The sequence below is a fragment of the Thalassovita sp. genome, assembly GCF_963691685.1.
Classification (GTDB): domain Bacteria; phylum Pseudomonadota; class Alphaproteobacteria; order Rhodobacterales; family Rhodobacteraceae; genus Thalassobius.
The window spans coordinates 719,093-739,476 of record NZ_OY829290.1 but is presented as its reverse complement, the minus strand read 5'-3'; the positions used below and the strand labels follow the sequence as shown (position 1 = coordinate 739,476).

At 59.3% G+C, this 20,384-nt stretch carries 23 protein-coding genes and 1 riboswitch; of the genes, 7 read left to right on the top strand and 16 right to left on the bottom strand.

Translation table 11 applies throughout. The features are described from left to right. Positions 1–89: 89 nt before the first annotated feature. From ACORLH_RS03630 to miaB, 10 genes are all read right to left on the bottom strand, one after another. Positions 90–950, bottom strand: a complete 861-nt coding sequence (locus ACORLH_RS03630) for a bile acid:sodium symporter family protein (protein ID WP_321831248.1) — start codon at positions 948–950, stop codon at positions 90–92. A gap of 81 nt (positions 951–1,031) precedes the next feature. Further along, positions 1,032–1,655 carry a hypothetical protein gene (locus ACORLH_RS03625; protein WP_321831247.1) on the bottom strand — a complete coding sequence of 208 codons (624 nt, stop codon included), beginning with the start codon at positions 1,653–1,655 and terminating at the stop codon, positions 1,032–1,034. 157 nt (positions 1,656–1,812) lie between these two features. After that, entirely contained in the window at positions 1,813–3,021 is a 1,209-nt protein-coding gene (metK, locus tag ACORLH_RS03620; RefSeq protein WP_321831246.1) for a methionine adenosyltransferase, read from the bottom strand. A gap of 5 nt (positions 3,022–3,026) precedes the next feature. Beyond that, a riboswitch (SAM-SAH riboswitch) is annotated at positions 3,027–3,075 on the bottom strand. Positions 3,076–3,109: 34 nt separating this feature from the next. Next, entirely contained in the window at positions 3,110–4,618 is a 1,509-nt protein-coding gene (gene lnt, locus ACORLH_RS03615) for an apolipoprotein N-acyltransferase (protein ID WP_321831245.1), read from the bottom strand. Positions 4,619–4,621: 3 nt separating this feature from the next. Next, complete coding sequence (locus ACORLH_RS03610) at positions 4,622–5,512, bottom strand: hemolysin family protein (protein WP_058243201.1); 891 nt, start codon at positions 5,510–5,512, stop codon at positions 4,622–4,624. 51 nt (positions 5,513–5,563) lie between these two features. Next, positions 5,564–6,058, bottom strand: coding sequence for an rRNA maturation RNase YbeY (gene ybeY / locus ACORLH_RS03605; RefSeq protein ID WP_321831243.1), 495 nt, complete (start codon positions 6,056–6,058; stop codon positions 5,564–5,566). A gap of 106 nt (positions 6,059–6,164) precedes the next feature. Then, a complete protein-coding gene (locus ACORLH_RS03600) occupies positions 6,165–7,190 on the bottom strand; it encodes a PhoH family protein (protein WP_321831242.1) in 1,026 nt (341 codons plus the stop codon). A gap of 176 nt (positions 7,191–7,366) precedes the next feature. After that, positions 7,367–7,681, bottom strand: a complete 315-nt coding sequence (locus ACORLH_RS03595; protein WP_106404163.1) for a hypothetical protein — start codon at positions 7,679–7,681, stop codon at positions 7,367–7,369. Positions 7,682–7,697: 16 nt separating this feature from the next. Further along, positions 7,698–8,261 (bottom strand): OmpA family protein, encoded by a 564-nt coding sequence (locus tag ACORLH_RS03590; protein ID WP_420719822.1) that lies wholly within the window; start codon positions 8,259–8,261, stop codon positions 7,698–7,700. Between the two features lie 318 nt (positions 8,262–8,579). Next, positions 8,580–9,917: a tRNA (N6-isopentenyl adenosine(37)-C2)-methylthiotransferase MiaB gene (gene miaB, locus ACORLH_RS03585; protein WP_321831240.1), complete on the bottom strand. Its 1,338-nt coding sequence runs from the start codon at positions 9,915–9,917 to the stop codon at positions 8,580–8,582. A gap of 145 nt (positions 9,918–10,062) precedes the next feature. On the opposite strand from miaB, the gene ACORLH_RS03580 reads away from it, so the two are divergent. Beyond that, a complete protein-coding gene (locus ACORLH_RS03580) occupies positions 10,063–10,932 on the top strand; it encodes a hypothetical protein (RefSeq protein WP_321831238.1) in 870 nt (289 codons plus the stop codon). 172 nt (positions 10,933–11,104) lie between these two features. On the opposite strand, the gene fabB is transcribed toward ACORLH_RS03580, so the two are convergent. From fabB to fabA, 4 genes are all read right to left on the bottom strand, one after another. Continuing rightward, positions 11,105–12,334: a beta-ketoacyl-ACP synthase I gene (fabB, locus tag ACORLH_RS03575; protein WP_321831237.1), complete on the bottom strand. Its 1,230-nt coding sequence runs from the start codon at positions 12,332–12,334 to the stop codon at positions 11,105–11,107. Positions 12,335–12,455: 121 nt separating this feature from the next. Continuing rightward, positions 12,456–13,190 (bottom strand): class I SAM-dependent methyltransferase, encoded by a 735-nt coding sequence (locus ACORLH_RS03570; protein WP_321831235.1) that lies wholly within the window; start codon positions 13,188–13,190, stop codon positions 12,456–12,458. Between the two features lie 189 nt (positions 13,191–13,379). Further along, a complete protein-coding gene (locus tag ACORLH_RS03565; protein WP_321831234.1) occupies positions 13,380–13,628 on the bottom strand; it encodes a hypothetical protein in 249 nt (82 codons plus the stop codon). A gap of 81 nt (positions 13,629–13,709) precedes the next feature. Next, on the bottom strand, positions 13,710–14,219 hold the full coding sequence (gene fabA / locus ACORLH_RS03560; protein ID WP_321831233.1) for a bifunctional 3-hydroxydecanoyl-ACP dehydratase/trans-2-decenoyl-ACP isomerase: 510 nt from the start codon (positions 14,217–14,219) through the stop codon (positions 13,710–13,712). Between the two features lie 263 nt (positions 14,220–14,482). Here fabA and irrA point away from each other — a divergent pair, with 263 nt between their 5' ends. After that, the gene (gene irrA / locus ACORLH_RS03555; RefSeq protein ID WP_321831232.1) at positions 14,483–14,908 is read left to right on the top strand and encodes an iron response transcriptional regulator IrrA; all 426 of its coding nucleotides are present in this window, start codon (positions 14,483–14,485) and stop codon (positions 14,906–14,908) included. A gap of 18 nt (positions 14,909–14,926) precedes the next feature. On the opposite strand, the gene ACORLH_RS03550 is transcribed toward irrA, so the two are convergent. Continuing rightward, positions 14,927–15,904 (bottom strand): hypothetical protein, encoded by a 978-nt coding sequence (locus ACORLH_RS03550; protein WP_321831230.1) that lies wholly within the window; start codon positions 15,902–15,904, stop codon positions 14,927–14,929. Positions 15,905–15,966: 62 nt separating this feature from the next. Here ACORLH_RS03550 and ACORLH_RS03545 point away from each other — a divergent pair, with 62 nt between their 5' ends. Then, a complete protein-coding gene (locus ACORLH_RS03545; protein ID WP_321831229.1) occupies positions 15,967–16,152 on the top strand; it encodes a hypothetical protein in 186 nt (61 codons plus the stop codon). A gap of 32 nt (positions 16,153–16,184) precedes the next feature. Continuing rightward, positions 16,185–17,153, top strand: a complete 969-nt coding sequence (locus ACORLH_RS03540; RefSeq protein ID WP_321831227.1) for an aKG-HExxH-type peptide beta-hydroxylase — start codon at positions 16,185–16,187, stop codon at positions 17,151–17,153. A 58-nt stretch (positions 17,154–17,211) separates the two neighbouring features. Here the strand turns inward: ACORLH_RS03540 and ACORLH_RS03535 are convergent, their stop codons facing one another. Then, complete coding sequence (locus ACORLH_RS03535; RefSeq protein WP_321831226.1) at positions 17,212–17,640, bottom strand: peptidylprolyl isomerase; 429 nt, start codon at positions 17,638–17,640, stop codon at positions 17,212–17,214. Positions 17,641–17,857: 217 nt separating this feature from the next. Here ACORLH_RS03535 and ACORLH_RS03530 point away from each other — a divergent pair, with 217 nt between their 5' ends. The 3 genes from ACORLH_RS03530 to ACORLH_RS03520 are packed head-to-tail and all read left to right on the top strand — an operon-like array spanning position 17,858 to position 20,384. Then, positions 17,858–18,544, top strand: coding sequence for a haloacid dehalogenase type II (locus tag ACORLH_RS03530; RefSeq protein WP_321831225.1), 687 nt, complete (start codon positions 17,858–17,860; stop codon positions 18,542–18,544). Between the two features lie 26 nt (positions 18,545–18,570). Next, complete coding sequence (locus tag ACORLH_RS03525; RefSeq protein WP_321831224.1) at positions 18,571–19,410, top strand: alpha/beta hydrolase; 840 nt, start codon at positions 18,571–18,573, stop codon at positions 19,408–19,410. Next, positions 19,410–20,384 carry a threonine/serine dehydratase gene (locus ACORLH_RS03520; RefSeq protein WP_321831222.1) on the top strand — a complete coding sequence of 325 codons (975 nt, stop codon included), beginning with the start codon at positions 19,410–19,412 and terminating at the stop codon, positions 20,382–20,384. The genes ACORLH_RS03525 and ACORLH_RS03520 overlap by 1 nt, the downstream gene beginning before the upstream one ends.

The window sequence follows — 20,384 nt, the reverse complement described above, 5'->3', positions numbered from 1 at the left end:
GTTGATTGGCCCGAGCCTTTGCCGCAGAGCGCGGCAGGGGTCAAGTCCCCCTGCCCGATTGCGCCTTCTGATCGTGCCCAGGCGCAGGCTTAGCCTTTAGAAAACAGCGCCCGCAGCACAAACAACCCGGGAATGGTCACCAGATACATGGTGATCCCATAAAGTGCAGACGGCAGCGCGTATTCGGGAATGCCCGCCACCTGCGCCACCAATCCTGCAACCGTGATGCCCAGCGTGGCGTTCTGCACCCCCATCTCAACCGAGATACAGATCCCCTCAGCACCGCTCAGCCCCAGTAGCCGTGCCACAGCCACGCCAAGGATCAGCAAGACCACATTCAGCGCGATCAGGACCGGCCCCAGAACCGTGATGTTTTCAACGATCAGCGCCCAGTTGGTTGCAATCGCGGCAGCCACGATCAGCACAAACAGAACCATCGCCGCGCGTGAAATCATCCGCTCGGCTGCATCTGCCTTGGCGCCGGAAAACCGCCGCCCCAACAGGCCCAGCAGAACCGGCACCGCAGTGATGGCAAACATCGCCAGCCCGATCGACATCACATCGATCTCAGGCGCGGTTTCTTTCAGAAAGGTCTTCCCAGCCCAGCCCACAAGGAAAGGCACGGTCAAAACGGACAACAGGCTCACCACGGCCGTCAGGGTGATCGACAGCGCAACGGAACCGCCGCCCAGTTTGGTCAGGATGTTTGAGGTCACGCCGCCCGGGCAGAACGACAGGATCATCACCCCAAAGGCCAGGGCGGGCGGCAATGACATGACCTGCAACAACAGATAGGCAACCGCGGGAATGGCCGCGACCTGCAGCACCACCCCGGTCAGCACCGCCCGCGGCATGGTCAAAACCCGGCCGAAATCTGCAAAGGTCAGGCCGAAGCCCAGCGAAAACATGATGAACGCCAGCGACAGCGGCAGCCCCACCTCAAGCAACATTGCAAATCCTCCCTATTCGCAGCGGCAGGTTTACATGAAGCCTCCGGAGGCCAAAGCCTGCCGTTAGGTCAGGCGTGAAGGTTAAGGCGCGTCGCGCAGCACCCCGGCCGCGACCAATTCCTTGCGAGAGGGGAACCAAACCGCATCGCTTGACCCGATGGTCTCGATCGCGAAGGCCGGATCAACACCACGTTTCAGCAAGGTGGTCAGGTTGGTATAAACCTCGGTTTGGGTGTCCTGATACATCCATGAGGCAAAATCAAAAGGCGTCTGCCAGCCGCTGTCTTCACGACGGTCGTTGTAATAACCCTCAATCGAGCCGGCGGACCAATTGGTCTGATGGAACCCGATCTTGGATCCACGTGTCATCTGCCGTGACTGGCCTGCCAGGAACAGCAGCACACAGGTGCTGCTGCATTCGCCGTCAGCCACGGTGTCCAACTCGTAATCCTCGACGATACGCGCCATTTCTTCGCCCACCCAGACAATCCCGCCGGGGGAGTTCAGGCGCAACGTGGTGATGCCTTCGTTCTCTTTCAGCATACGCCGCATCACCGGCAGATCGGTCGCCACAATCTCCTTGCCTGAGGCCAACCCACCTTTATCGGTGTCGTAAATCAATTGATCGCCTTCAACCGTCAGCTTGTCGGCCAGAACTGGCCCTGCCAACAGCAGGGAAAACGCTGCGACGCCAATACCACGCATGTCATAAAACTCCGATAAATACTTGTTGGGAAACACCTTAGAAAGCTGGGACAGGTGATGCCAAGCAAAGTTTCCCTGAGGCTGTGATTTCTGAGGCCCGGGCAAAGAAAAAGGGGGCCGAAGCCCCCTTTTAATGTGTCATATGTCGAAGAACGGATCAGCCAACCGGCGCGAAGGCGGTTTTGCCAACCTCTTTTTTCAGCTGCTCGACCAGATCCACATTCTCCCAGGAGAAGCCGCCGTCGGCCTCCGGTGTGCGGCCAAAGTGGCCATAAGCAGCGGTGCGCGCATAGATCGGGCGGTTCAGGCCCAGATGGGTGCGGATGCCGCGGGGGGTCAGATCCATAACCTTCGGGATCGCCGCCTCAATCTCAGCAGGATCCACCTCACCCGTGCCGTGCAGATCTGCGTAGATCGACAGCGGGTGCGATACACCGATGGCGTAGCTCAGCTGGATGGTGCAGCGTTCAGCCAGGCCGGCCGCCACAACGTTTTTGGCCAGATAGCGCGCCGCATAGGCTGCCGAGCGGTCCACCTTGGTCGGGTCTTTGCCTGAGAAGGCACCGCCACCATGCGGCGCAGCGCCACCGTAGGTGTCCACGATGATCTTACGGCCAGTCAGGCCAGCGTCACCATCGGGGCCACCAATCACAAAGGTGCCGGTCGGGTTCACGTGCCATGCGGTGTCCGGCTGGATCCAGCCCTCGGGCAGGGTCTGGCGGATGTAGGGCTCAACAATCGCGCGGATGTCTTCGCTGGTCTGGCTTTCATCGGCGTGCTGGGTGGACAGAACGATCGAGGTCACGCCAACGGGCTTGCCGTTTTCGTATTTGACCGAGATTTGCGATTTGGCATCCGGGCGCAGCGTCGGCTCAGCACCGGATTTACGCTCCTCGGCCAGACGACGCAGGATCGCGTGGCTGTATTGGATCGGGGCCGGCATCAGCTCAGGGGTTTCTGTTGTAGCATAGCCAAACATGATGCCCTGATCGCCCGCGCCTTCATCTTTGTCGGCAGCGGCATCAACGCCCTGTGCAATATGGGCGGATTGTTCGTGCAGCAAGTTGGTCACTTCCACGGTTTCGTGGTGGAACTTGTCCTGCTCATAGCCAATGTCTTTGATGCAATCACGGGCGATTTGGTCAACCTTGCCCATAAATTCTGTCAGTTTGCCCTGGTCGGACAGACCAACTTCACCACCGATCACAACACGGTTTGTGGTGGCAAAAGTCTCAGCCGCAACGCGCGCCTCGGGCTCCTCTGCCAGGAAGGCGTCCAGAACTGCGTCCGAGATACGGTCACATACTTTGTCAGGATGCCCCTCCGAAACCGATTCAGAGGTGAAAATATAGTTCGATCTTGTCATGAAAATGCTCCATTAGGGTCTGCCCGCCACGTCAGGAAGCCGTTGTGGCAGGGGGATGTGTACTGGTTACGCTTCGGGTTCACCCGGGTCAATCTGCAAAACGCCGCTTTGGGAAGCGCCTGAGTGTGATAACGGCAAGAAACAGCCCCATGATAGCAACCAAGGCAAGATAATCACCGGTTCGGGTATAAAGTGTGCCGGGCAATGCTGGCGGCAGAGCATGGTCCAGATGACCGGTTTCCCCCAGCCCCAACTGCGCAATCACGCGGCCCTTGCCATCAATAACCGCTGAAACCCCGGTATTTGCCGCGCGCACCATCGGCAGCCCCTGCTCAATCGCGCGCAGGCGGGCCTGCGCCAAATGTTGGTAAGGACCCGAGATCTGGCCAAACCAGGCGTCATTGGTCAGCTGCATCAAAAGGTCCGGGCGCTCTGCTGCCGCGTTCACATCATTTGGGAACACTGCCTCATAACAGATCAGCGGCAGGGCACGCCCCAGGGGCCCCAACGGCATCAACTGCGCCCCCGGACCGGCGGAAAACCCATCCCCGTCACGCGCGGCCATGCCGTGAATGCCCAGGCGGCCCAACAGATCGCCAAAGGGCACGTATTCCCCAAAGGGCACCAGATGCGCCTTGTCGTAGATATTTGTGACCTGGCCCAGACCATCCATCAGGACTGCTGAGTTATAAATCTGCCGGCCCTCCCAACGTTGGATGCCAAAGACAACCGGCACCTCGCCCGCCGCCTGCGCCATCACCTGCAGCGTTTCCTCGGACCTATCCAGCGACACAGGGACAGATGTTTCGGGCCAGATCACCAGATCCGGGCGTGGTGCGGCGCGGGTTGCCTCAATCAGACGGCGGAAGAACACCGGGATATGGGCCGGATCCCATTTCTGATGCTGTGGCGCATTGGGCTGCACCAACCGCACGACCGGCCGGCCCTTTAGGTCCTGGGGCTCACCCGCCAGATAGGCCCCACCCAGCCAAAACAGCGCAATTGCTGACAGCGTTGCCATAGCCCCCGTCACATGTCGCACCGAGTGCGCCAGCCCCGTTGCAACGGCCAGCGCCAATAGGGTCAGACCATGTGGACCAATCAGACTGGCCCATTGCGCAACGGGTGTCGGGATCCACAGATGGCCGATCAGCGCCCACGGAAACCCCGTAAAGAGGTAGGAGCGCATCAGTTCAGCAGCAGCCAAGGTCGCAATCAAGGCAAGCGGGGCTCCCCCCAAGCGCTGCGCCACGGCAGCGGCGGCGCCCCAAAACAGCGCCAGCCCCCCGGCCATAAAGAACAAGGCAAAGGGCGCCATCCAGCCGTGCCGGGCAATATCGACAAGAAACGGCTCAACGATCCAGCTGAGGGCCAGCGCAAAATACCCAAGACCAAAACCCCAGCCACGCCAGAACGCTGCTTTAGCTTCGCCTGCGGCCTGCATACGCAACAGCCCCAGCGCCAGCCCTAGCAACGCCAGCGGCCACAAATTCAGCGGCGCCTGCCCCAGCGCGGTGATCCCGCCTGCCAGAACCGAAAGCGCAAAGCCATACAGGCCCTGCGCCGCCCCATATCGTGTCAGCGCAGCGGCCAGCACCCGTTACCCACCTGCATCCGTTTTCAGACGCACACGCAGGCGCTTGATCCGGCGGGGATCGGCATCCACCACCATGATCTCATGACCATCCGGGTGTTGCACCACTTCGCCACGCACCGGCACCCGACCACAGAGAACAAAGACCAGACCGCCCAGCGTGTCGATCTCTTCTTCGTCGATCTCAGGACTATCGGTGAGGGAGAAGCCGATCTCCTCCTCAAACTCGTCCAGCGGGGTTTTAGACAGCGCCAGATACTGACCGGGGTTTTCAGCGACCCACAACTGATCCTCTTCGGCGTCATGTTCATCTTCGATCTCACCGACAACCTGTTCGATCAGGTCTTCGATGGTCAAAACCCCGTCAACACCGCCATATTCATCGATCACCAGTGCCATATGCCGGCGTTCCGTCTGCATTTTCTGCAGCAAAACCCCCAGCGACATCGACGGCGGCACATAGAGCAGCGGACGCAGCATGCCTGCCATCGAAAACTCTTCGCTCTGGCCGCCGTTAAACCCGTGCTGCAGGGCAAAGTCCTTTAGGTGGATCATGCCCAGCGGGGTGTCCAAGGTGCCGCTGTAGACAGGCAGTCGAGTAAATCCGGTATCGCGGAAGACCTGCACCAGTTCATCTTTGGTGATGCTTTCCGGCACCGCCACAATATCCGCTTTGGGAATAGCCACTTCACGCACGCGGTAGCGCGCCAAAGTGTTCATCAATGTCTGGTGTTCACCGCGCGGGTGGGCGTGGCCATTTGCCGAGGCCTCAGCCTCCAGCGCCACTGCCGTGCCTTTGGCTCCGAACAGTCGTTTCAAAAGCCCCGGTTGCGGGGGGTCGCTCTCTGGCTGCGCGCTGTGCGCTGCCGTAGAAGAGCCTTCAGGTGCGTCGCCCATCTTACCTTTCCAAATTCAAACAGAACTCATCTGTCACGGGGGTGATCCCCGCTAAGACCCATTATATGGGTCAGCAAACCCCATTTTGCCAAGTATTTCGACCTCAATCGCCTCCATTAACGTGGCATCCTTGTCACGAATATGGTCATAGCCCAGCAAATGCAGGGTCGCATGGATCAACAAATGGGTGCAATGTTCGCTCATCGGCTTCGCGGCGGCCTCGGCCTCACGCTGGCACGTCTCAAAAGAAATGGCGATATCACCAAGTTCCGGGTCGGGACCTTCCGGGGCCAGCGGCGCGCCGCCATCTTCTGCAGCCCCCCGTTCTTCTGAGGGCCAGGACAGCACATTGGTTGCCTTGCCCTTATCGCGAAATTCTTCGTTCAGCTCGGCAATCCGGGCATCATCACAGCCCATCACACAAAGCTCCCAATCTTCTGGATCATATCCCAGATGGCGCAGGGTCGCGTCACTGGCAACCTCGGCCAGTTGCGCAAGCCCGGCCGCCTCCCAGCGTGTATCTTCAAAGATCACATCAACAGTCATAGGCCCGCCATATCCTGATTGCCCGCACAAGAAAAGGCGACAGCCCGCTGGCCGCCGCCCTTTTCAATGTTCCTCAAATACTCCCGCCGGAGGCGGCGCAACCGGGTCACCCGCGCGCTTCTTCTTCCTCATAGGCCTCGATAATGGCGGCCACCAGCGGGTGACGGACCACATCCTTGGAGGTGAAATAGTTGAAGCTGATCTTAGGGATCTGCTTCAACAGACGCTCGGCATCATGCAGGCCTGAGGAAACGCCGCGTGGCAGGTCCACCTGGCTGCGGTCGCCAGTGATCACCATGCGGGAACCTTCGCCAAGACGGGTCAGGAACATTTTCATCTGCATCGAGGTGGCGTTCTGCGCTTCATCCAGAACCACAAACGCATTCGCCAACGTCCGCCCCCGCATGAAGGCCAGCGGTGCAATCTCGATCCGCTTTTCCTCAATCAGCTTGGCCACCTGCTTGGCCGGCAGGAAGTCGTTCAGCGCGTCATAGAGCGGCTGCATATAGGGGTCGACTTTGTCTTTCATGTCACCCGGCAGGTAGCCCAGTTTTTCCCCGGCTTCCACGGCGGGGCGGCTGAGGATGATCCGGTCCACGGCACCGTCGATGAACATCGACACACCGGCGGCAACCGCCAGATAGGTCTTGCCGGTGCCGGCCGGGCCAATGCCAAAGGCCAGTTCATTCTGAAACAGGTTCTGCACGTAGGCCTGCTGCGCTTCGGTGCGCGGCTCAACCCGTTTTTTGCGGGTTTTGATCTCAACCCTGCCACCGCGGAACATTTCCAACTGGTCGCCGTCACGTGCGCCCTCTTCGACCGCGGCAGCGGGATCTGCGTGGCCCATGCGAATTTCGCGGTCGATATCGCCGGTTTCAACGTCGCGCCCTTCCTCCAGACGCTCATAAAGGCCGCGCAGCACCGTTTCACATTCGGCCACCGCTTCGCTGCCACCGTGTACTGACAGCTGATTGCCCCGGCGCAGGATATGCACCCCCATCTTCTGCTCTATGGCCGCCAGGTTGCGGTCATACTCGCCACAAAGGTCGATCAGCAAACGATTGTCGGGGAATTCCAGTACCGCTTCGCTGAGGCTGTCGGGGTCATTGGGGGTCAGAACGCTGGTAGGCAAATAGATCTCCTTAGCTGAGGTCAAATCCCAAAATTTGAGTCGGGGGCCTAGGACCAATGGTGCCAAACACGCCCCCTCTCCGCAAGATGTAGTGTCTAATTGTGACAGTTCCGGCACAGAAAAGCCGCCGGTTTGTGCACCGGCGGCTTAGCGTTCTTTTCGGAATGTCGCGCGCTTTACAGCGGGTCGAAGATCCGGGTGCCATCCTTGAACGGGCCAGTGGCCGTTTCCGGCGGTGCCACGTTGGAACAGACCGGCTTGCCGTATTTGTCACGGCGCGCATCCGCGTAGCCTTCCACACCATCATCGATAATCCAGTGGTCACAGCCGTTCGGGTCAACCCAAATGCCGGCCACCAATTGGCTGAGGTGCTTTTTGTCGGTGCCGCGGTCGCGGGTTTTATCCCCCTGCACCGGGGCATGACCACCGGTGGTACAGGCGGCCATCAGACCAGCAACTGCGAGGGCCATTGTGGCTTTTACCAAAGTCATAGTCTCTCTCCCTCGGTTACTGGAAACACAGGATTTCAACGCGGCGGTTTTTCTGCATGCCAGCCGCGGTCGAGTTTGACGCCACAGGCATCCGCTCACCGTAGCCGCGCACATCAATCACCTGCGCCCCAACACCAGCGGCCACTTTCGCCACCGAGTTGGCCCGGTTATAGCTCAACTTCATGTTGTAGCTGTCCGAGGCCCGGCTGTCGGTGTGACCAACAATCACAAAAGCCCGCGCCGACGCCGAGTTGAAGAAATCCGCCAAGCGTTGACGACCAGCAGAATTGATCCGGTAGCTGTCGGTTGCAAACAGCTGGTCAGTTTTCACGGTGCCACAGAGGTTCAGATCACGGCAGACCGGCAGCCCCTCTTTGGTCAGGTGAGGTGTCATGTAGCCTTCGGCGCCATCATCCATCACCCAATGCTCACAGCCGTCCGGGTCGATCCAAATGGTTGGAATATAACGTTCGCTCCGCACCGTGGTAGATTGCTGCGCCATAGCCGACTGCATTGTCGACGTTACGCCCAGAACCGACACCACAGCACAAGCCATTGCAGTACGAAATGCTTTGGTCATCATTTTCGCCAGCCCTGTCCTTATGTTTCGTGTCCCCACGAAGCCGCCCCAGGTTTCAGCAGAAAAGGGTGCTTCGACAAAGTAATTATTCGTTAAGCTTAACATTTCTCCCTCTTAAAGGAAGGAGAAACCTTGGCTGATTGCACAAGATTTGGAAACAATGACAATCAAGAACACTAATAGCAGTGGTCAGGGCGACAATTCGGCGGGTAAATCGCGTGAAACTTCCCCTTACCGCCACCTGAAAAAGGCCCACCCCGATGGGGCAGGCCTCAAAAGTCAGAGATTCTCTGATGTAAATCCAAGCCAATCAGGGGCTTAACGGATGATCTCACCGGCCAATGAATTGCTGCCGCTTTCGACAATTTTCACCCGGGCAATTTCGCCAACCTGCATGCCTGCATTGGCCACGTGAACCGCGTGCAGATATTCAGACTTGCCGACCATCTGGCCTTCAAACCGGCCCGCCTTTTCAAACAGAACCGACACTTCTCGCCCGACCATGCTGTCCTGGATGGCGCGCTGCTGTTCGGTGATCAGGGCCTGCAAACGGTGCAGACGTTCCGTCGCCACAGCGTCATCCACCAGCGGACGTTCTGCTGCCGGGGTGCCAGGGCGGGTCGAGTATTTGAAGCTGAAGGCCTGGCCGTAGTTCACTTCACGGATCAGCGACATGGTGTCTTCAAAGTCCTGATCATCCTCTTCCGGGAAACCAACAATGAAATCACCTGAGATCAGCATGTCGGGACGCGCTGCACGGATCCGTCCAATCAACCGTAGATAGCTTTCCGCGGTGTGGCTGCGGTTCATCCGCTTGAGGATCTTGTCGCTGCCCGACTGCACCGGCAAATGCAGGTACGGCATCAGCTTTTTGCACTCGCCATGGGCCGCGATCAGGTCATCATCCATATCGTTGGGATGCGATGTGGTGAAACGGATCCGCTCCAGTCCATCGATTTCATTCAGCGACCAGATCAGTTCGGCCAGCGACCAGGTGCCTTTCGGCCCCTGCCCGTGGTAGGCGTTCACATTCTGGCCCAGCAGGGTGATTTCGCGCACCCCACGATCCACCAGATCGCGCGCCTCATTCAGCACACGTTCCACCGGGCGGCTCACTTCGGCACCGCGGGTGTAGGGCACCACGCAGAAGGCGCAGAACTTATCGCAGCCCTCCTGAACGGTCAGGAATGCCGCCGGGGCACGGCGCGCCTTGGGGCGGTTTTTCAGCTTCTCGAATTTGTCTTCTTCGGGGAAATCCGTATCCAGCGCCTTTTCACCGGCGCGGGTCTTGGCCTCCATCTCGGGCAGGCGGTGGTAGGCCTGCGGCCCCACAACCAGATCGACCAGCGGCTGCCGGCGCATGATCTCTTCACCCTCAGCCTGCGCGACACAGCCGGCAACACCGATTTTCAGGTCCGGCTTTTCCGCTTTCAGCGTCTTGAAACGGCCCAGTTCTGAATAAACCTTCTCAGCCGCTTTTTCCCGGATGTGACAGGTGTTCAGCAGGATCATATCCGCGTCATCAGGGCTTTTGGTCTCAATATAGCCCTTGCCACCCAGCGCCTCTGCCATGCGCTCACTGTCATAGACATTCATCTGACAGCCGTAGGTCTTGATGAAGAGTTTCTTTGGCTCGCAATTTTTCGCTTCGCTCATGCGCTTATCCTGGCCCGGTCTGTTGCGCTCTATCTTGATGCAGCGCGGCTTGGTTTCAAGGCGGCGTCCTATACCACAAAGGGGGTGACTTGCAATGCAGCCCGATATGGCCGAGTTTGGGCGCAAAGCAGGCAGGACACAAGCAATGCACTACAATAGTTTGGCAGAGTTTCTCAAAACCAGCCAAGGCGCATTGGCCAAAGGGCCGATCGCGCTGGTCTTTGCCGAAGATGAGGCCGAGATTGACACCACCCTGCGCCACCATCTGAACACGGGCTTTGCAACCGTTTTGGTCTTCATGCCCGATGAATATGCTCTGGCCGAAGATGTTGAACCCACCGTCCACCGGATCAGTTTTGACACCCTGCAGCAGGGCGCGGTGCCGCAGGCCGTCAATCAGATCAACGACGCCGCGATCGGTCAGTGGATCTTTTACTGCTACAACGCGGAATACCTGTTCTACCCGTTCTGTGAGACCCGCACCGTTGGCGAAATGCTGGCCTTCCACACCGAAGAGCGGCGGTTTTCCATGCTGACCTATGTGGTCGACCTCTACGCTGAAAACCTGCAACGCCATCCCAATGCTGTCTCCCTCGACACGGCGCATCTGGACAAATCAGGCTATTACGCGCTGGCACGGCCCGATCCGGCCAATCACAACCACCCCAAAGAACGCCAGCTGGACTTCTTTGGCGGGTTGCGCTGGCGTTATGAGGAACACATCCCCGCCAAACGGCGCAAGATCGACCGGATCTCCCTCTTCCGCGCCAAACCAGAGCTGCGCCTTGGTGAAGATCACACCTTCAACGACGAAGAATACAACACCTACGCCTGCCCCTGGCACCACAATCTGACCGCGGCCATCTGTTCGTTCCGCACCGCCAAGGCGCTGAAACGCAACCCGGGCTCCAAGTTCGATATCGACAGTTTCCGCTGGCACAACTCGGCCCCCTTCGAATGGCATTCACGTCAGCTGCTGGACCTTGGGCTGATGGAACCGGGGCAATGGTTCTGACCCCCTGCGCGTGGCATCCAGATGAAAGCCAGCGCCGCCTCCGGCGGGAGTATTTAGGGATCGTTGAAAGGCGCTTTCAATGTTCTGAAAATACTTAAGAACCGGGCCGCAGGCCCGAAAAAAGAAAGAGCGCCCCGAAGGGCGCCCAATCTGAAAACTCTGTTTTCAAAGCTTAGTCGCGGTATTTCGACATCAGCATCGACCCATTGGTGCCACCAAACCCGAATGAGTTGGTCATCACCGTATCTAGGCCCGCGTTTTCGACCAGCGCGGTGGCAATCTCGGCCGGGTTCAGCGCCGGATCCAGCGTTTCGACGTTGATCGACGGGATGATGAAATCATGTTCCAGCGCCAGCAGGCAGTAGATGGCTTCCTGCGCACCGGTGGCGCCCTGGCTGTGGCCAGTCATCGATTTGGTCGAAGAGATCACCGGAGTCTGGCCTTCGCCAAAGACGCGGCGCACCGCCTCCACTTCACCAACATCGCCCACCGGGGTCGAGGTGCCATGTGCGTTGATGTAGCTGACCTTGCGGTCGTCGGCCAAGGTCGACAGAGCCTCACGCATCGCGCGCTCACCGCCTTCGCCCGAGGGGGCCACCATATCGGCACCGTCCGAGGTGGCGCCGTAGCCGGTGACTTCTGCGTAGATCTTCGCACCGCGCGCTTTGGCGTGTTCCAGCTCTTCCAGCACCACAATGCCGCCACCGCCGCCGATCACAAACCCGTCGCGGTTTGCGTCAAAGGCGCGCGAGGCTTTCTCGGGCGTGTCGTTGTATTTCGACGACATCGCACCCATCGCGTCAAACAGGCAGCTCAGGGTCCAGTCCAGCTCTTCACCGCCGCCAGCAAACATCACATCCTGCTTGCCCATCATGATCTGTTCGGCTGCGTTGCCGATGCAGTGCAGTGAGGTCGAACAGGCCGAGGTGATCGAGTAGTTGATGCCTTTGATCTGGAAGGCCGTCGCTAGGTTTGCCGACACGGTCGAGCACATGGTTTTGGGCACCGCAAACGGGCCGATCCGTTTGGTTGCGCCGGTCTTCAGCACGGTCTGATGCGCTGCCAACATGGCCGAGGTTGACGGGCCACCAGACCCTGCCACCAGACCGGTGCGCGGGTTGATGATCTCTTTTTCTTCCAGACCGGAATCAGCAATCGCCTGTTGCATCGCAATATGGGCGTAGGCCGCGCCGGGCCCCATGAAGCGCAGGGTCCGTTTGTCGACATGATCGGCGACATTCAACTTGATGTCGCCTGCAATCTGGCTGCGGAACCCATGTTCCTTCATGGCCTCATTGGCGGTGATGCCGGACTTGCCAGCCTTCAGCGAGGCCAGAACCTCTTCTGCATTGTTGCCGATGGACGAAACAACGCCCAAGCCGGTTACGACGACACGACGCATACGTGCACTCCCTTCATAGCTTATGCCTTAGTAGGGCATTGCGGTGGGAAGGTGCAAGGTGGGTTGGGGAAACCCATTTACCTGTGGCTTAGGGGGCAGGTGTTTCCGTTGCCCTCGCGGATCACGCAAGACTTTCAAGTTTTCGCACAACGACCTGCCGATCGACGCAAATCAACTCCAACTGGTGCTGTTCCTGCCGCAGGAAGGTATGGATCGCGCTTGCCGGGTTGTCAGAAGCGTCGGGATAGTAACGCCAGAAATAATCATCAAAGATCAGCAAGCCGCCGTTTTTGAGCACATCAAACGCCTCCATAGCATCCAAAAGCACATCCTCCGCGTGGTGCGAGCCGTCGACATAGATCAGGTCATACTTGGGTCCTGCATTTCCCCCACTGAAAAACGCCTGCGATGTGCCGCGAAACTTGGTCAGCCGATCCGCGAAGGAGGCAAGGTTGCGATCAAAGCTCTGTTCAATCCGGTGCATTGCGGGCTGGTCGACGCGAAGTCTATCCAAATGTTCATCCGCCCCTTCCCATGTATCGACGCAGGTGAGCGTCGCATTTGGCAGGGTGGTGAGCATGAAATGGGCTGAGAGCCCCTGCCAGCTGCCGATTTCCAGACAGCTCAACGGTGCCTCAGTGTCCAGATCCACCGCCTTGAAGGCCCGCAGCCAGATCGGCAGTTTGCGCGAAAACCAGTCCTGATCGATCTCCAAAGACTTGGCCTGCGCCCGAAACGCGGCCCGTTTTTTGGCCCAAACCCGATTGTCACCGGAGAGTTGGTTTGACAGCTTGTGCCGCAGGTAGAACGTGATCACCCAGAGCGGCGCGTTGGTGCGCCACATGTAGCGGATCAAATCGACCTGCCGCGCTACCTGTCCCCATCTAGAGATTTTTCGCACCTGCCACGCATCCCCGCCGTTTCTCAGCCAGACGCGATCCGTTCGGCGTTAGTTTAAGAGGGTAAGGCAAGCGGAATGCCGCTGTAAACCTCTGTTACAAAACATGGAATGGCTGCGCTAATGGCGCCAATAGTGACACGGTGCCTAACCGCAGCGCTGGCCCAGCAGCAGCCAAAGACCAAGCGGCACTAGCAAGGTCAGCATCATGATAATGGCCGAGGCTTTGGTGTGGCGTACCTTTTCAACCCCAACCATCGCCTTGAAGGTTTGGGCAAGCGTCAGCTGGTATTTACGTTTCAGATAGGCGGCCAGGGTCAGCGCCCCGATGACAAACAAGATCGACGGCAGCGGAAAGGCGGCGTTGACGCAGGCGGTGATTTCTTCCGGGGTCATGGGGCGCTCCTGCAGCGGGGTCCTAAAACGATCAGACCGGCCCAGCGGGCCGGCCTGTAAAGCATCACGAAACCTCTGCGATCAGCTTTCGCTGAGGGCCACTTTCATGTCTTTCACCTGATAAATCACCTCACCATCCGCTTCGACGATACCGTCGGCAACGCCCATGGTCAGGCGGCGGGTTTGGATCGCCTTGGTGAAATCAATCTTGTAGGTCAGCATCTTACGGTCAGGGCGCACCATGCCGGTCAGCTTCACCTCACCGACGCCCAGCGCGTAGCCACGGCCCAGCCAGCCGCGCCAGCCAAGGTTGAAGCCGGTCAGCTGCCACAGACCGTCCAGCCCCAGACAGCCGGGCATGATCGGGTTGCCCGGGAAGTGGCAATCGAAGAACCACAGGTCAGGGGTGATGTCGAATTCGGCCAGCACGTGGCCTTTGCCGTGGGCGCCGCCATCTTCCGAGATTTCGGTGATACGGTCCATCATCAGCATCGGCGGGGCCGGCAGCTGGGCGTTGCCGGGGCCAAACAGCTCGCCTCGGGCGCATTTCAGAAGATCGTCTTTGTCAAAGCTGCTCGGATATTGTGCCATGCGTGGCGCCCCCTCCGGGATAATTCTGTTACATTCCCGCCCCCTCTAGCACCGTAAAAGCCGCTGGCGCAAGCCTTGCGGGTCTGGGCGCACCGCAACGGCGCGGCACGGCGCGTGCCACAAATCAGGCAAAGCTCACCCTAGGGAATGCAGCGGGATTCTGGTCACAGGAAATGGCGGAACGCAGTTGCAAATGGTTTTCATTTGAACATCCGGACCTAGAACCGTTATAAAAAGGGATATTGGAACTAGGACACGAGTCGATGACAGTATCGCCTGAGGCAACCCAGAGGGGCTCCAAATGGCTGGCAGGCGCCGGTCTCCGCCCTACAAGGCAGCGTCTCGCCCTCGCCACTTTGCTGGTCGGGGACGGGCAGGATCGCCATGTCACCGCTGAAAGCCTGTTTGCGTCCGTGCGCGACAATGGCGAAAGCGTCTCGCTGGCAACCGTCTACAACACCCTGCGCGCCTTCTGTGAGGCGGGTCTGATGCAGGAAGTTACGGTAGATGGCTCAAAAAGCTATTTTGACACCAACACCCATGATCATCCCCACTTCTTCTGGGAAGATGACGGCGCGCTGACCGATGCCCCGGCGGAGCAGCTGAAGATCATTCAACTGCCCGAACCACCCGAAGGCGCCGAAATCAGCGCCGTGGATGTGGTCATCAAACTGCGCCGGAAGGCCTGATCCATAACATTCCGGCCGTCACAGGCGCTTTAAACGGCGCAGCGGCCCCTTCCGCGTCAACACATCACCAACATACACCGGCCGGCCTGACGGCCGGGTGGCCACAGTGCCAAGCGCTTCCAAAATGCGGTCACGGCTGATCTGCAGCGCAACCGCGCGGTCAGGGTTCGGATGATCCACGCTGCGTCCCAGCGTTGGGTTGGTGTTCACCTCGTAGGCTTGCGGCCTGCCGTCAACCAGTCCGAAATCAAGGCGTCCGTAGCCAACATCAAGGCAGGCAAAAACCTCCCTCACCCATGCCTCATGGGGGTAGTCATCCATTTGGCGCCGTTCCTGCGCATATTGCTCTGGCGTCGCTAAATTTGCCTCACCGAACTTGGCCACCCAGTTGCGTTCATTGACGATGTTTGAAGGCACCACGGTGTCCTCAACAAAATACGCCGAATGCTTCTGAAAAAACCCGGTTTCAGGATGAGGCTGTGCCGCATATTCAATGAACACCAGATCATGCAGCGGATACCCTTGAGAAATGGCGCGTTTCAATGCGATCTCGCACTCTTCCTCGGAGTGCAGCAGATCGCTTAACACCCCCCGGTGGCCGGTGATCGTGCGCAGGAACACAGGGAACCTCTCGGGCTTTTCGCCAGACCGCGGACCGAAGCAAGTAAAGTCGCTCAACCCCGACTGATGTAGCCGCCTAATGGTGTCATCACGGTTAAGCGCCAAGGCCGGGTCATTGATCACCTTGGCGCCTGCGGCGGCAAGTTTGCGGTACACTGCGGCGGCGGCTGTCAGTTCTGTGGAGGAAAGCCGGTCAAAGTCTGAAAAAATGTAGCTGGCTGTGGTCAAACGTGACGCGCGAAACAACGCTTCATACGGAATGGTTTTGAACCTGACGTTCTGGCGCTGCAAATGCTGCGCGGGCAGCTTAACCGTGTAGCGATGGTCATGCGCGCACACAAAAAATAGCTGAGCACGTGATGGGTTGAATAGCATACCGAGCTGACCTACGATCCCTTTGAAAAGTCGCTTTTAAATCAATAACGGGGCCCGACACAATGCAAGACACCACCTCCAAAATCGACCTCGATCTGGGCAATATGCTAGGCTACCGTGTGGTGGCAAAACAGGCAGAATTCGAAGGTCACAAGCAGTTTTCCAGCGCCGATCTGGGTCCACTGGGTGCCAAAATGGGCAGCAAAATCGGTCTGAAACCAGGCATAAAACTGGCGACTGCATCCTGAGTCCGGTCTCCTAAGACGCAAAAGACGACCGAATGTTTTCTTACACATTTGCGCCAGATGCCCAGCGGGCGCGAGATCTCGATCGCGTCCGCCACTCTGATTTGGCCCAAAGCCTCAGGCATATCGCGGACCGCTGTCAGGCCGCCTTGCCCGCCGTATCCAATGCACTGTCACCGCTTTTGGCCCGCTTAGACGCTGGCGATCATCTGGCCGCGGAGACTTTCGGTGACTATTACACCCTGACCGAAGCTTTGATTGATGGCGATCGCGAAGTCGCTCTTCAAACGGCCCAACGTCTTTCGAACGCAGCATCCCGCAGCGACGAGTTGATCGTCCGCTATCGCGGCGCGACCGACAATCTCGCCTTGGACCAATCGCTGAACCACCGCCTGGGTGAAGGTTCGGAATTTGCCCCCCTCCCGCATGAGGATGCACCAGATTTTCCGCAGTTGCTGAACGAAGGCTTCGCCCTGCTGCGTGAGGGCTTCGAGGCACTTTACCTCGAAACCCGGGCCATCGTGCATCAAGTTGTGCTGGCACAGGCCCCCAAGGGATCAAAATTCGAATTTGATGGCGCGTCGCATTTTCAGTTCTGGGGACTTTTGTTTCTGAACCCCAAACACCACAAAAACCGGCTAGCCGTCGCCGAGGTGCTGGCACATGAGGCTGGGCATAGCCTGCTGTTTGGCCTGATGCGGGACGAGCCTCTTGTGAAAAACCCCGAAAGCGACCTTTACACATCCCCCCTCCGCATCGATCCCCGCCCGATGGAAGGCATCTATCACGCAACCCTCGTTTCAGCGCGCATGGCACTGGCGATGGAAACCCTCGCCCAAAGCGGCGTGCTGACGCAAGCAGAACGCGCGGAGGCCCAGCTGGCGGCGGAAAAGGACCGCGAAAATTTTGCTAAAGGGATCAGCACCGTCCATGAACATGGCGACATGACCGACAGCGGCAAACAGATCATGGACCACGCCGAGGCTTGGATTAACAACGGCTGATGGCCCAAACGCAAAAGGCGGGGCCGGTGAGCCCGCCCTTCTGTCTTCAGAAAATCGCTTAGCTGATCGAGACCAGCTCAATCGCGAAGGTCAGATCCTTGCCGGCCAGCGGGTGGTTGGCGTCCAGGGTGATCTCATCATCGGTCAGATCAACAATGGTCACTGGCAGAACCTGGCCATCCGGGGTCTGCATCTGCAGCTGCAGGCCAATTTCGGCCGGGATGTCGGCGGGGAAATCCGCGCGCGGCAGGCTTTGGCGGGCACCGGGCTGGATCGGGCCATAGGCCTCCATCGCGGGCACTTCGACGGTTTTCTTGTCCCCAACCGCCATGCCCGGCAGCGCCTTATCAAGGCCCGGGATGATCTGGCCGCTGCCCACTTCAAAGGTCAGCGGATCGCGCCCTTCGGAGCTGTCGAAAACCGAACCGTCTTTCAGCGTGCCGGTATAGTGAATGCCTACGGTGTCACCCGTTTTGACCTGGGTCATAGCTGTTCCAATACTGTCTGGGAGTGTGATTACATGAAGGGCGCGTCGCTTTCCACTCCGGTCGGGCGCCCTCGGCTGGCAGGCACCCTAGCGGTGCAGGCGCATGAATGCAAATTCAGCCTGATTTGGCACAATCTACGCGGTCATGTTGGTACAATTGCGTGCTTTCCTTCGCGGCAAGGCCATGCAACCCTGCGCCGCAAAAGAGGAGGCGCCGATGGCCATCACAACCTGTATCTTTGATGCCTATGGCACCCTTTTTGATGTGGCCTCTGCCGCCCGCCGCGCCGCTGCCGAACCGGGGCGCGAGGCATTGGCGCAATCCTGGTCCAAACTGGCAGAACATTGGCGTTTGAAGCAGCTGCAATACAGCTGGCTGCGGGCTGTCACGGGGGATTACACCGATTTCTGGCAGGTCACGCAGGACGGGCTGGATTGGGCGTTAGAGGCCACGGATCTTGGCGGTGATCCTGAACTGCGTGAGAGGCTACTGGCGCTTTACTGGGAACTGCAGGCCTACCCAGAAGTGCCCAAGATGCTGGCACGGCTGAAAGAGGCCGGGTTCAACACCGCCATTCTGTCAAACGGCAGCCCGGACATGCTGGACGGGGCGGTGCAATCCGCGGGCATTGGCGCGGCGCTGGATGATGTGTTGTCGGTGCAGGATGTCGGCATCTTCAAACCCGCACCTCAGGTCTATGACCTCGTCGGGCAGCGCTTCGGCTGCGCCAAGGGAGAGGTGTTGTTCGTCTCATCCAATGGATGGGATGCGGGGGCGGCAGCCGGATATGGCTTCACCACCGCTTGGGTCAATCGTGCGGCCGAGCCTGTGGACCGGCTGCCGGCCCGACCGCAGCACATTCTGACCGACCTGACCACCATTCCTGACCTCGCACGCGCCTGACCCCTTTTTAATTTCCCGAGTTTTCAATGCCCCGCTTTACCACCTCCGACGGTCTGTCCCTCTATTACGAAGATGAAGGCGAAGGGCTGCCAATTCTGTGCCTGTCCGGCCTGACCCGCAATGTGCGTGACTTTGACCATGTGGCGCCGCAGCTCCTTACAGGCCACCGGATGATCCGCATGGATTATCGCGGTCGGGGCCAGTCAGACTATGCCCCAGACCCATTGTCCTACACCCTACCCCGTGAGGCGCAGGATGCGCTGGAATTGATGGATCACCTCGGCATCGCACAGTTTGCCCTGCTAGGCACCTCCCGGGGTGGGTTGATCGGCATGGGGCTGGCCGCCACCGCCAAGACCCGGCTGCTGGGCGTTGCGCTCAATGATATTGGGCCGGTTCTGGAGGCGGAGGGCCTGACCGCAATCATGGGATATCTGGGCATAGAGCCCACATTTGCGGACCTCGACGCCATGGCCGCGGCCCGTCAGGTAGCGATGGAGGCGCAGTTTCCCGGCGTCCCGCTTAGCCGGTGGCGGCAGGAGGTGGCCACAACACATGTGCAAACCGCCGAGGGTGTCGCGCTGAACTACGATCCAAAGCTGCGGGACGCGATTATTGCGGCAGGGGCCGAAGGCGGCGTTGACCTCTGGCCTTTCTTTGAGGCGATTGCCCCCCTGCCCTGCGCGGTGATCCATGGTGCAAATTCCGACCTGCTCAGCCATGCCACCGTGGATGAAATGCAGCGCCGCATGCCCAGCCTGCGTGTGGCCCATGTGGCGGACCGCGCGCATATCCCCTTCCTTGATGAACCTGAAGCCAAGGCCGTTCTGGCCGATTGGCTCAACGATCTGCAAAAGGCATCCTGATGAACATCGACATGATCCGCGCCGCCGCCCAGCGCCTTGAGGGCCACGCCCGCAAAACGCCCCTGCTGTCCTCCCCCTTTCTGGATGAGATCGCAGGCCGCCGTCTGTTTGTGAAACCAGAATGCCTGCAACACACCGGCAGCTTCAAATTCCGCGGTGGCTGGTCGGCCCTGTCGGCCATGGATGAGGCGACGCGCAAAAAAGGCGTCCTGGCCTTTTCCAGCGGTAACCACGCGCAGGGTGTTGCCTTTGCCGCCCAGCAGCATCGGGTGCCAGCCGTCATCATCATGCCTGCAGATGCCCCGCAGCTGAAGATCGACAACACGCGCGCGCTGGGGGCAGAGGTTGTGCTTTACGATCGCGCCACGGAGAGCCGCGAGGAGATCGGCGCACGGCTGGAGGCCGAGCGTGGGCTGACGCTGGTCAAACCCTATGATGAACCTCAGGTGATCGCCGGTCAGGGCACCTGCGGGTTGGAAATTGCTCAGCAAGCGGCGGATCTGGGAATTTCCGAGGCTGAGGTGGTGGTCTGCTGCGGTGGCGGCGGATTGACCAGCGGCATTGCACTGGCGCTGGAGGCGGACGCGCCCGGCCTCAAGGTACGCCCGGCGGAACCGGAAGGGTTTGACGATGTGAAACGGTCGCTGGCCTCAGGTCAGATCGAGACGAACCCGGCGATGAGCGGCAATATCTGTGATGCGATCCTGACCCCAGCGGCGGGGGATCTTACCTTCCCGATCATGCACCGTCTCTGTGGCCCGGGCATCGCGGTGAGCGAAGACGAATGCCTGCACGCCATGGCACTGGCCTTTCTGCGACTGAAGCTGGTGGTGGAACCCGGCGGAGCTGCCGCGTTGGCCGCCGCGCTGTTTCATGGCGATGAGCTGGAGGGCGACACCGTCATCGCGACGATTTCCGGCGGCAATGTCGATCCAGAGATGTTCACACGCGCCCTGCAAAGCTACGCTAGCTGA

Coding starts and splice junctions, on each gene's coding strand:
- ACORLH_RS03630 (WP_321831248.1), bottom strand. CDS start 950: ATGTTGCTTGAGGTGGGGCTGCCGCTGTCGCTGGCGTTCATCATGTTT.
- ACORLH_RS03625 (WP_321831247.1), bottom strand. CDS start 1,655: ATGCGTGGTATTGGCGTCGCAGCGTTTTCCCTGCTGTTGGCAGGGCCA.
- metK (WP_321831246.1), bottom strand. CDS start 3,021: ATGACAAGATCGAACTATATTTTCACCTCTGAATCGGTTTCGGAGGGG.
- ACORLH_RS03610 (WP_058243201.1), bottom strand. CDS start 5,512: ATGGGCGACGCACCTGAAGGCTCTTCTACGGCAGCGCACAGCGCGCAG.
- ybeY (WP_321831243.1), bottom strand. CDS start 6,058: ATGACTGTTGATGTGATCTTTGAAGATACACGCTGGGAGGCGGCCGGG.
- ACORLH_RS03595 (WP_106404163.1), bottom strand. CDS start 7,681: ATGACTTTGGTAAAAGCCACAATGGCCCTCGCAGTTGCTGGTCTGATG.
- ACORLH_RS03590 (WP_420719822.1), bottom strand. CDS start 8,261: ATGACCAAAGCATTTCGTACTGCAATGGCTTGTGCTGTGGTGTCGGTT.
- miaB (WP_321831240.1), bottom strand. CDS start 9,917: ATGAGCGAAGCGAAAAATTGCGAGCCAAAGAAACTCTTCATCAAGACC.
- ACORLH_RS03580 (WP_321831238.1), top strand. CDS start 10,063: ATGCACTACAATAGTTTGGCAGAGTTTCTCAAAACCAGCCAAGGCGCA.
- fabB (WP_321831237.1), bottom strand. CDS start 12,334: ATGCGTCGTGTCGTCGTAACCGGCTTGGGCGTTGTTTCGTCCATCGGC.
- ACORLH_RS03565 (WP_321831234.1), bottom strand. CDS start 13,628: ATGACCCCGGAAGAAATCACCGCCTGCGTCAACGCCGCCTTTCCGCTG.
- fabA (WP_321831233.1), bottom strand. CDS start 14,219: ATGGCACAATATCCGAGCAGCTTTGACAAAGACGATCTTCTGAAATGC.
- irrA (WP_321831232.1), top strand. CDS start 14,483: ATGACAGTATCGCCTGAGGCAACCCAGAGGGGCTCCAAATGGCTGGCA.
- ACORLH_RS03550 (WP_321831230.1), bottom strand. CDS start 15,904: ATGCTATTCAACCCATCACGTGCTCAGCTATTTTTTGTGTGCGCGCAT.
- ACORLH_RS03545 (WP_321831229.1), top strand. CDS start 15,967: ATGCAAGACACCACCTCCAAAATCGACCTCGATCTGGGCAATATGCTA.
- ACORLH_RS03540 (WP_321831227.1), top strand. CDS start 16,185: ATGTTTTCTTACACATTTGCGCCAGATGCCCAGCGGGCGCGAGATCTC.
- ACORLH_RS03535 (WP_321831226.1), bottom strand. CDS start 17,640: ATGACCCAGGTCAAAACGGGTGACACCGTAGGCATTCACTATACCGGC.
- ACORLH_RS03530 (WP_321831225.1), top strand. CDS start 17,858: ATGGCCATCACAACCTGTATCTTTGATGCCTATGGCACCCTTTTTGAT.
- ACORLH_RS03525 (WP_321831224.1), top strand. CDS start 18,571: ATGCCCCGCTTTACCACCTCCGACGGTCTGTCCCTCTATTACGAAGAT.
- ACORLH_RS03520 (WP_321831222.1), top strand. CDS start 19,410: ATGAACATCGACATGATCCGCGCCGCCGCCCAGCGCCTTGAGGGCCAC.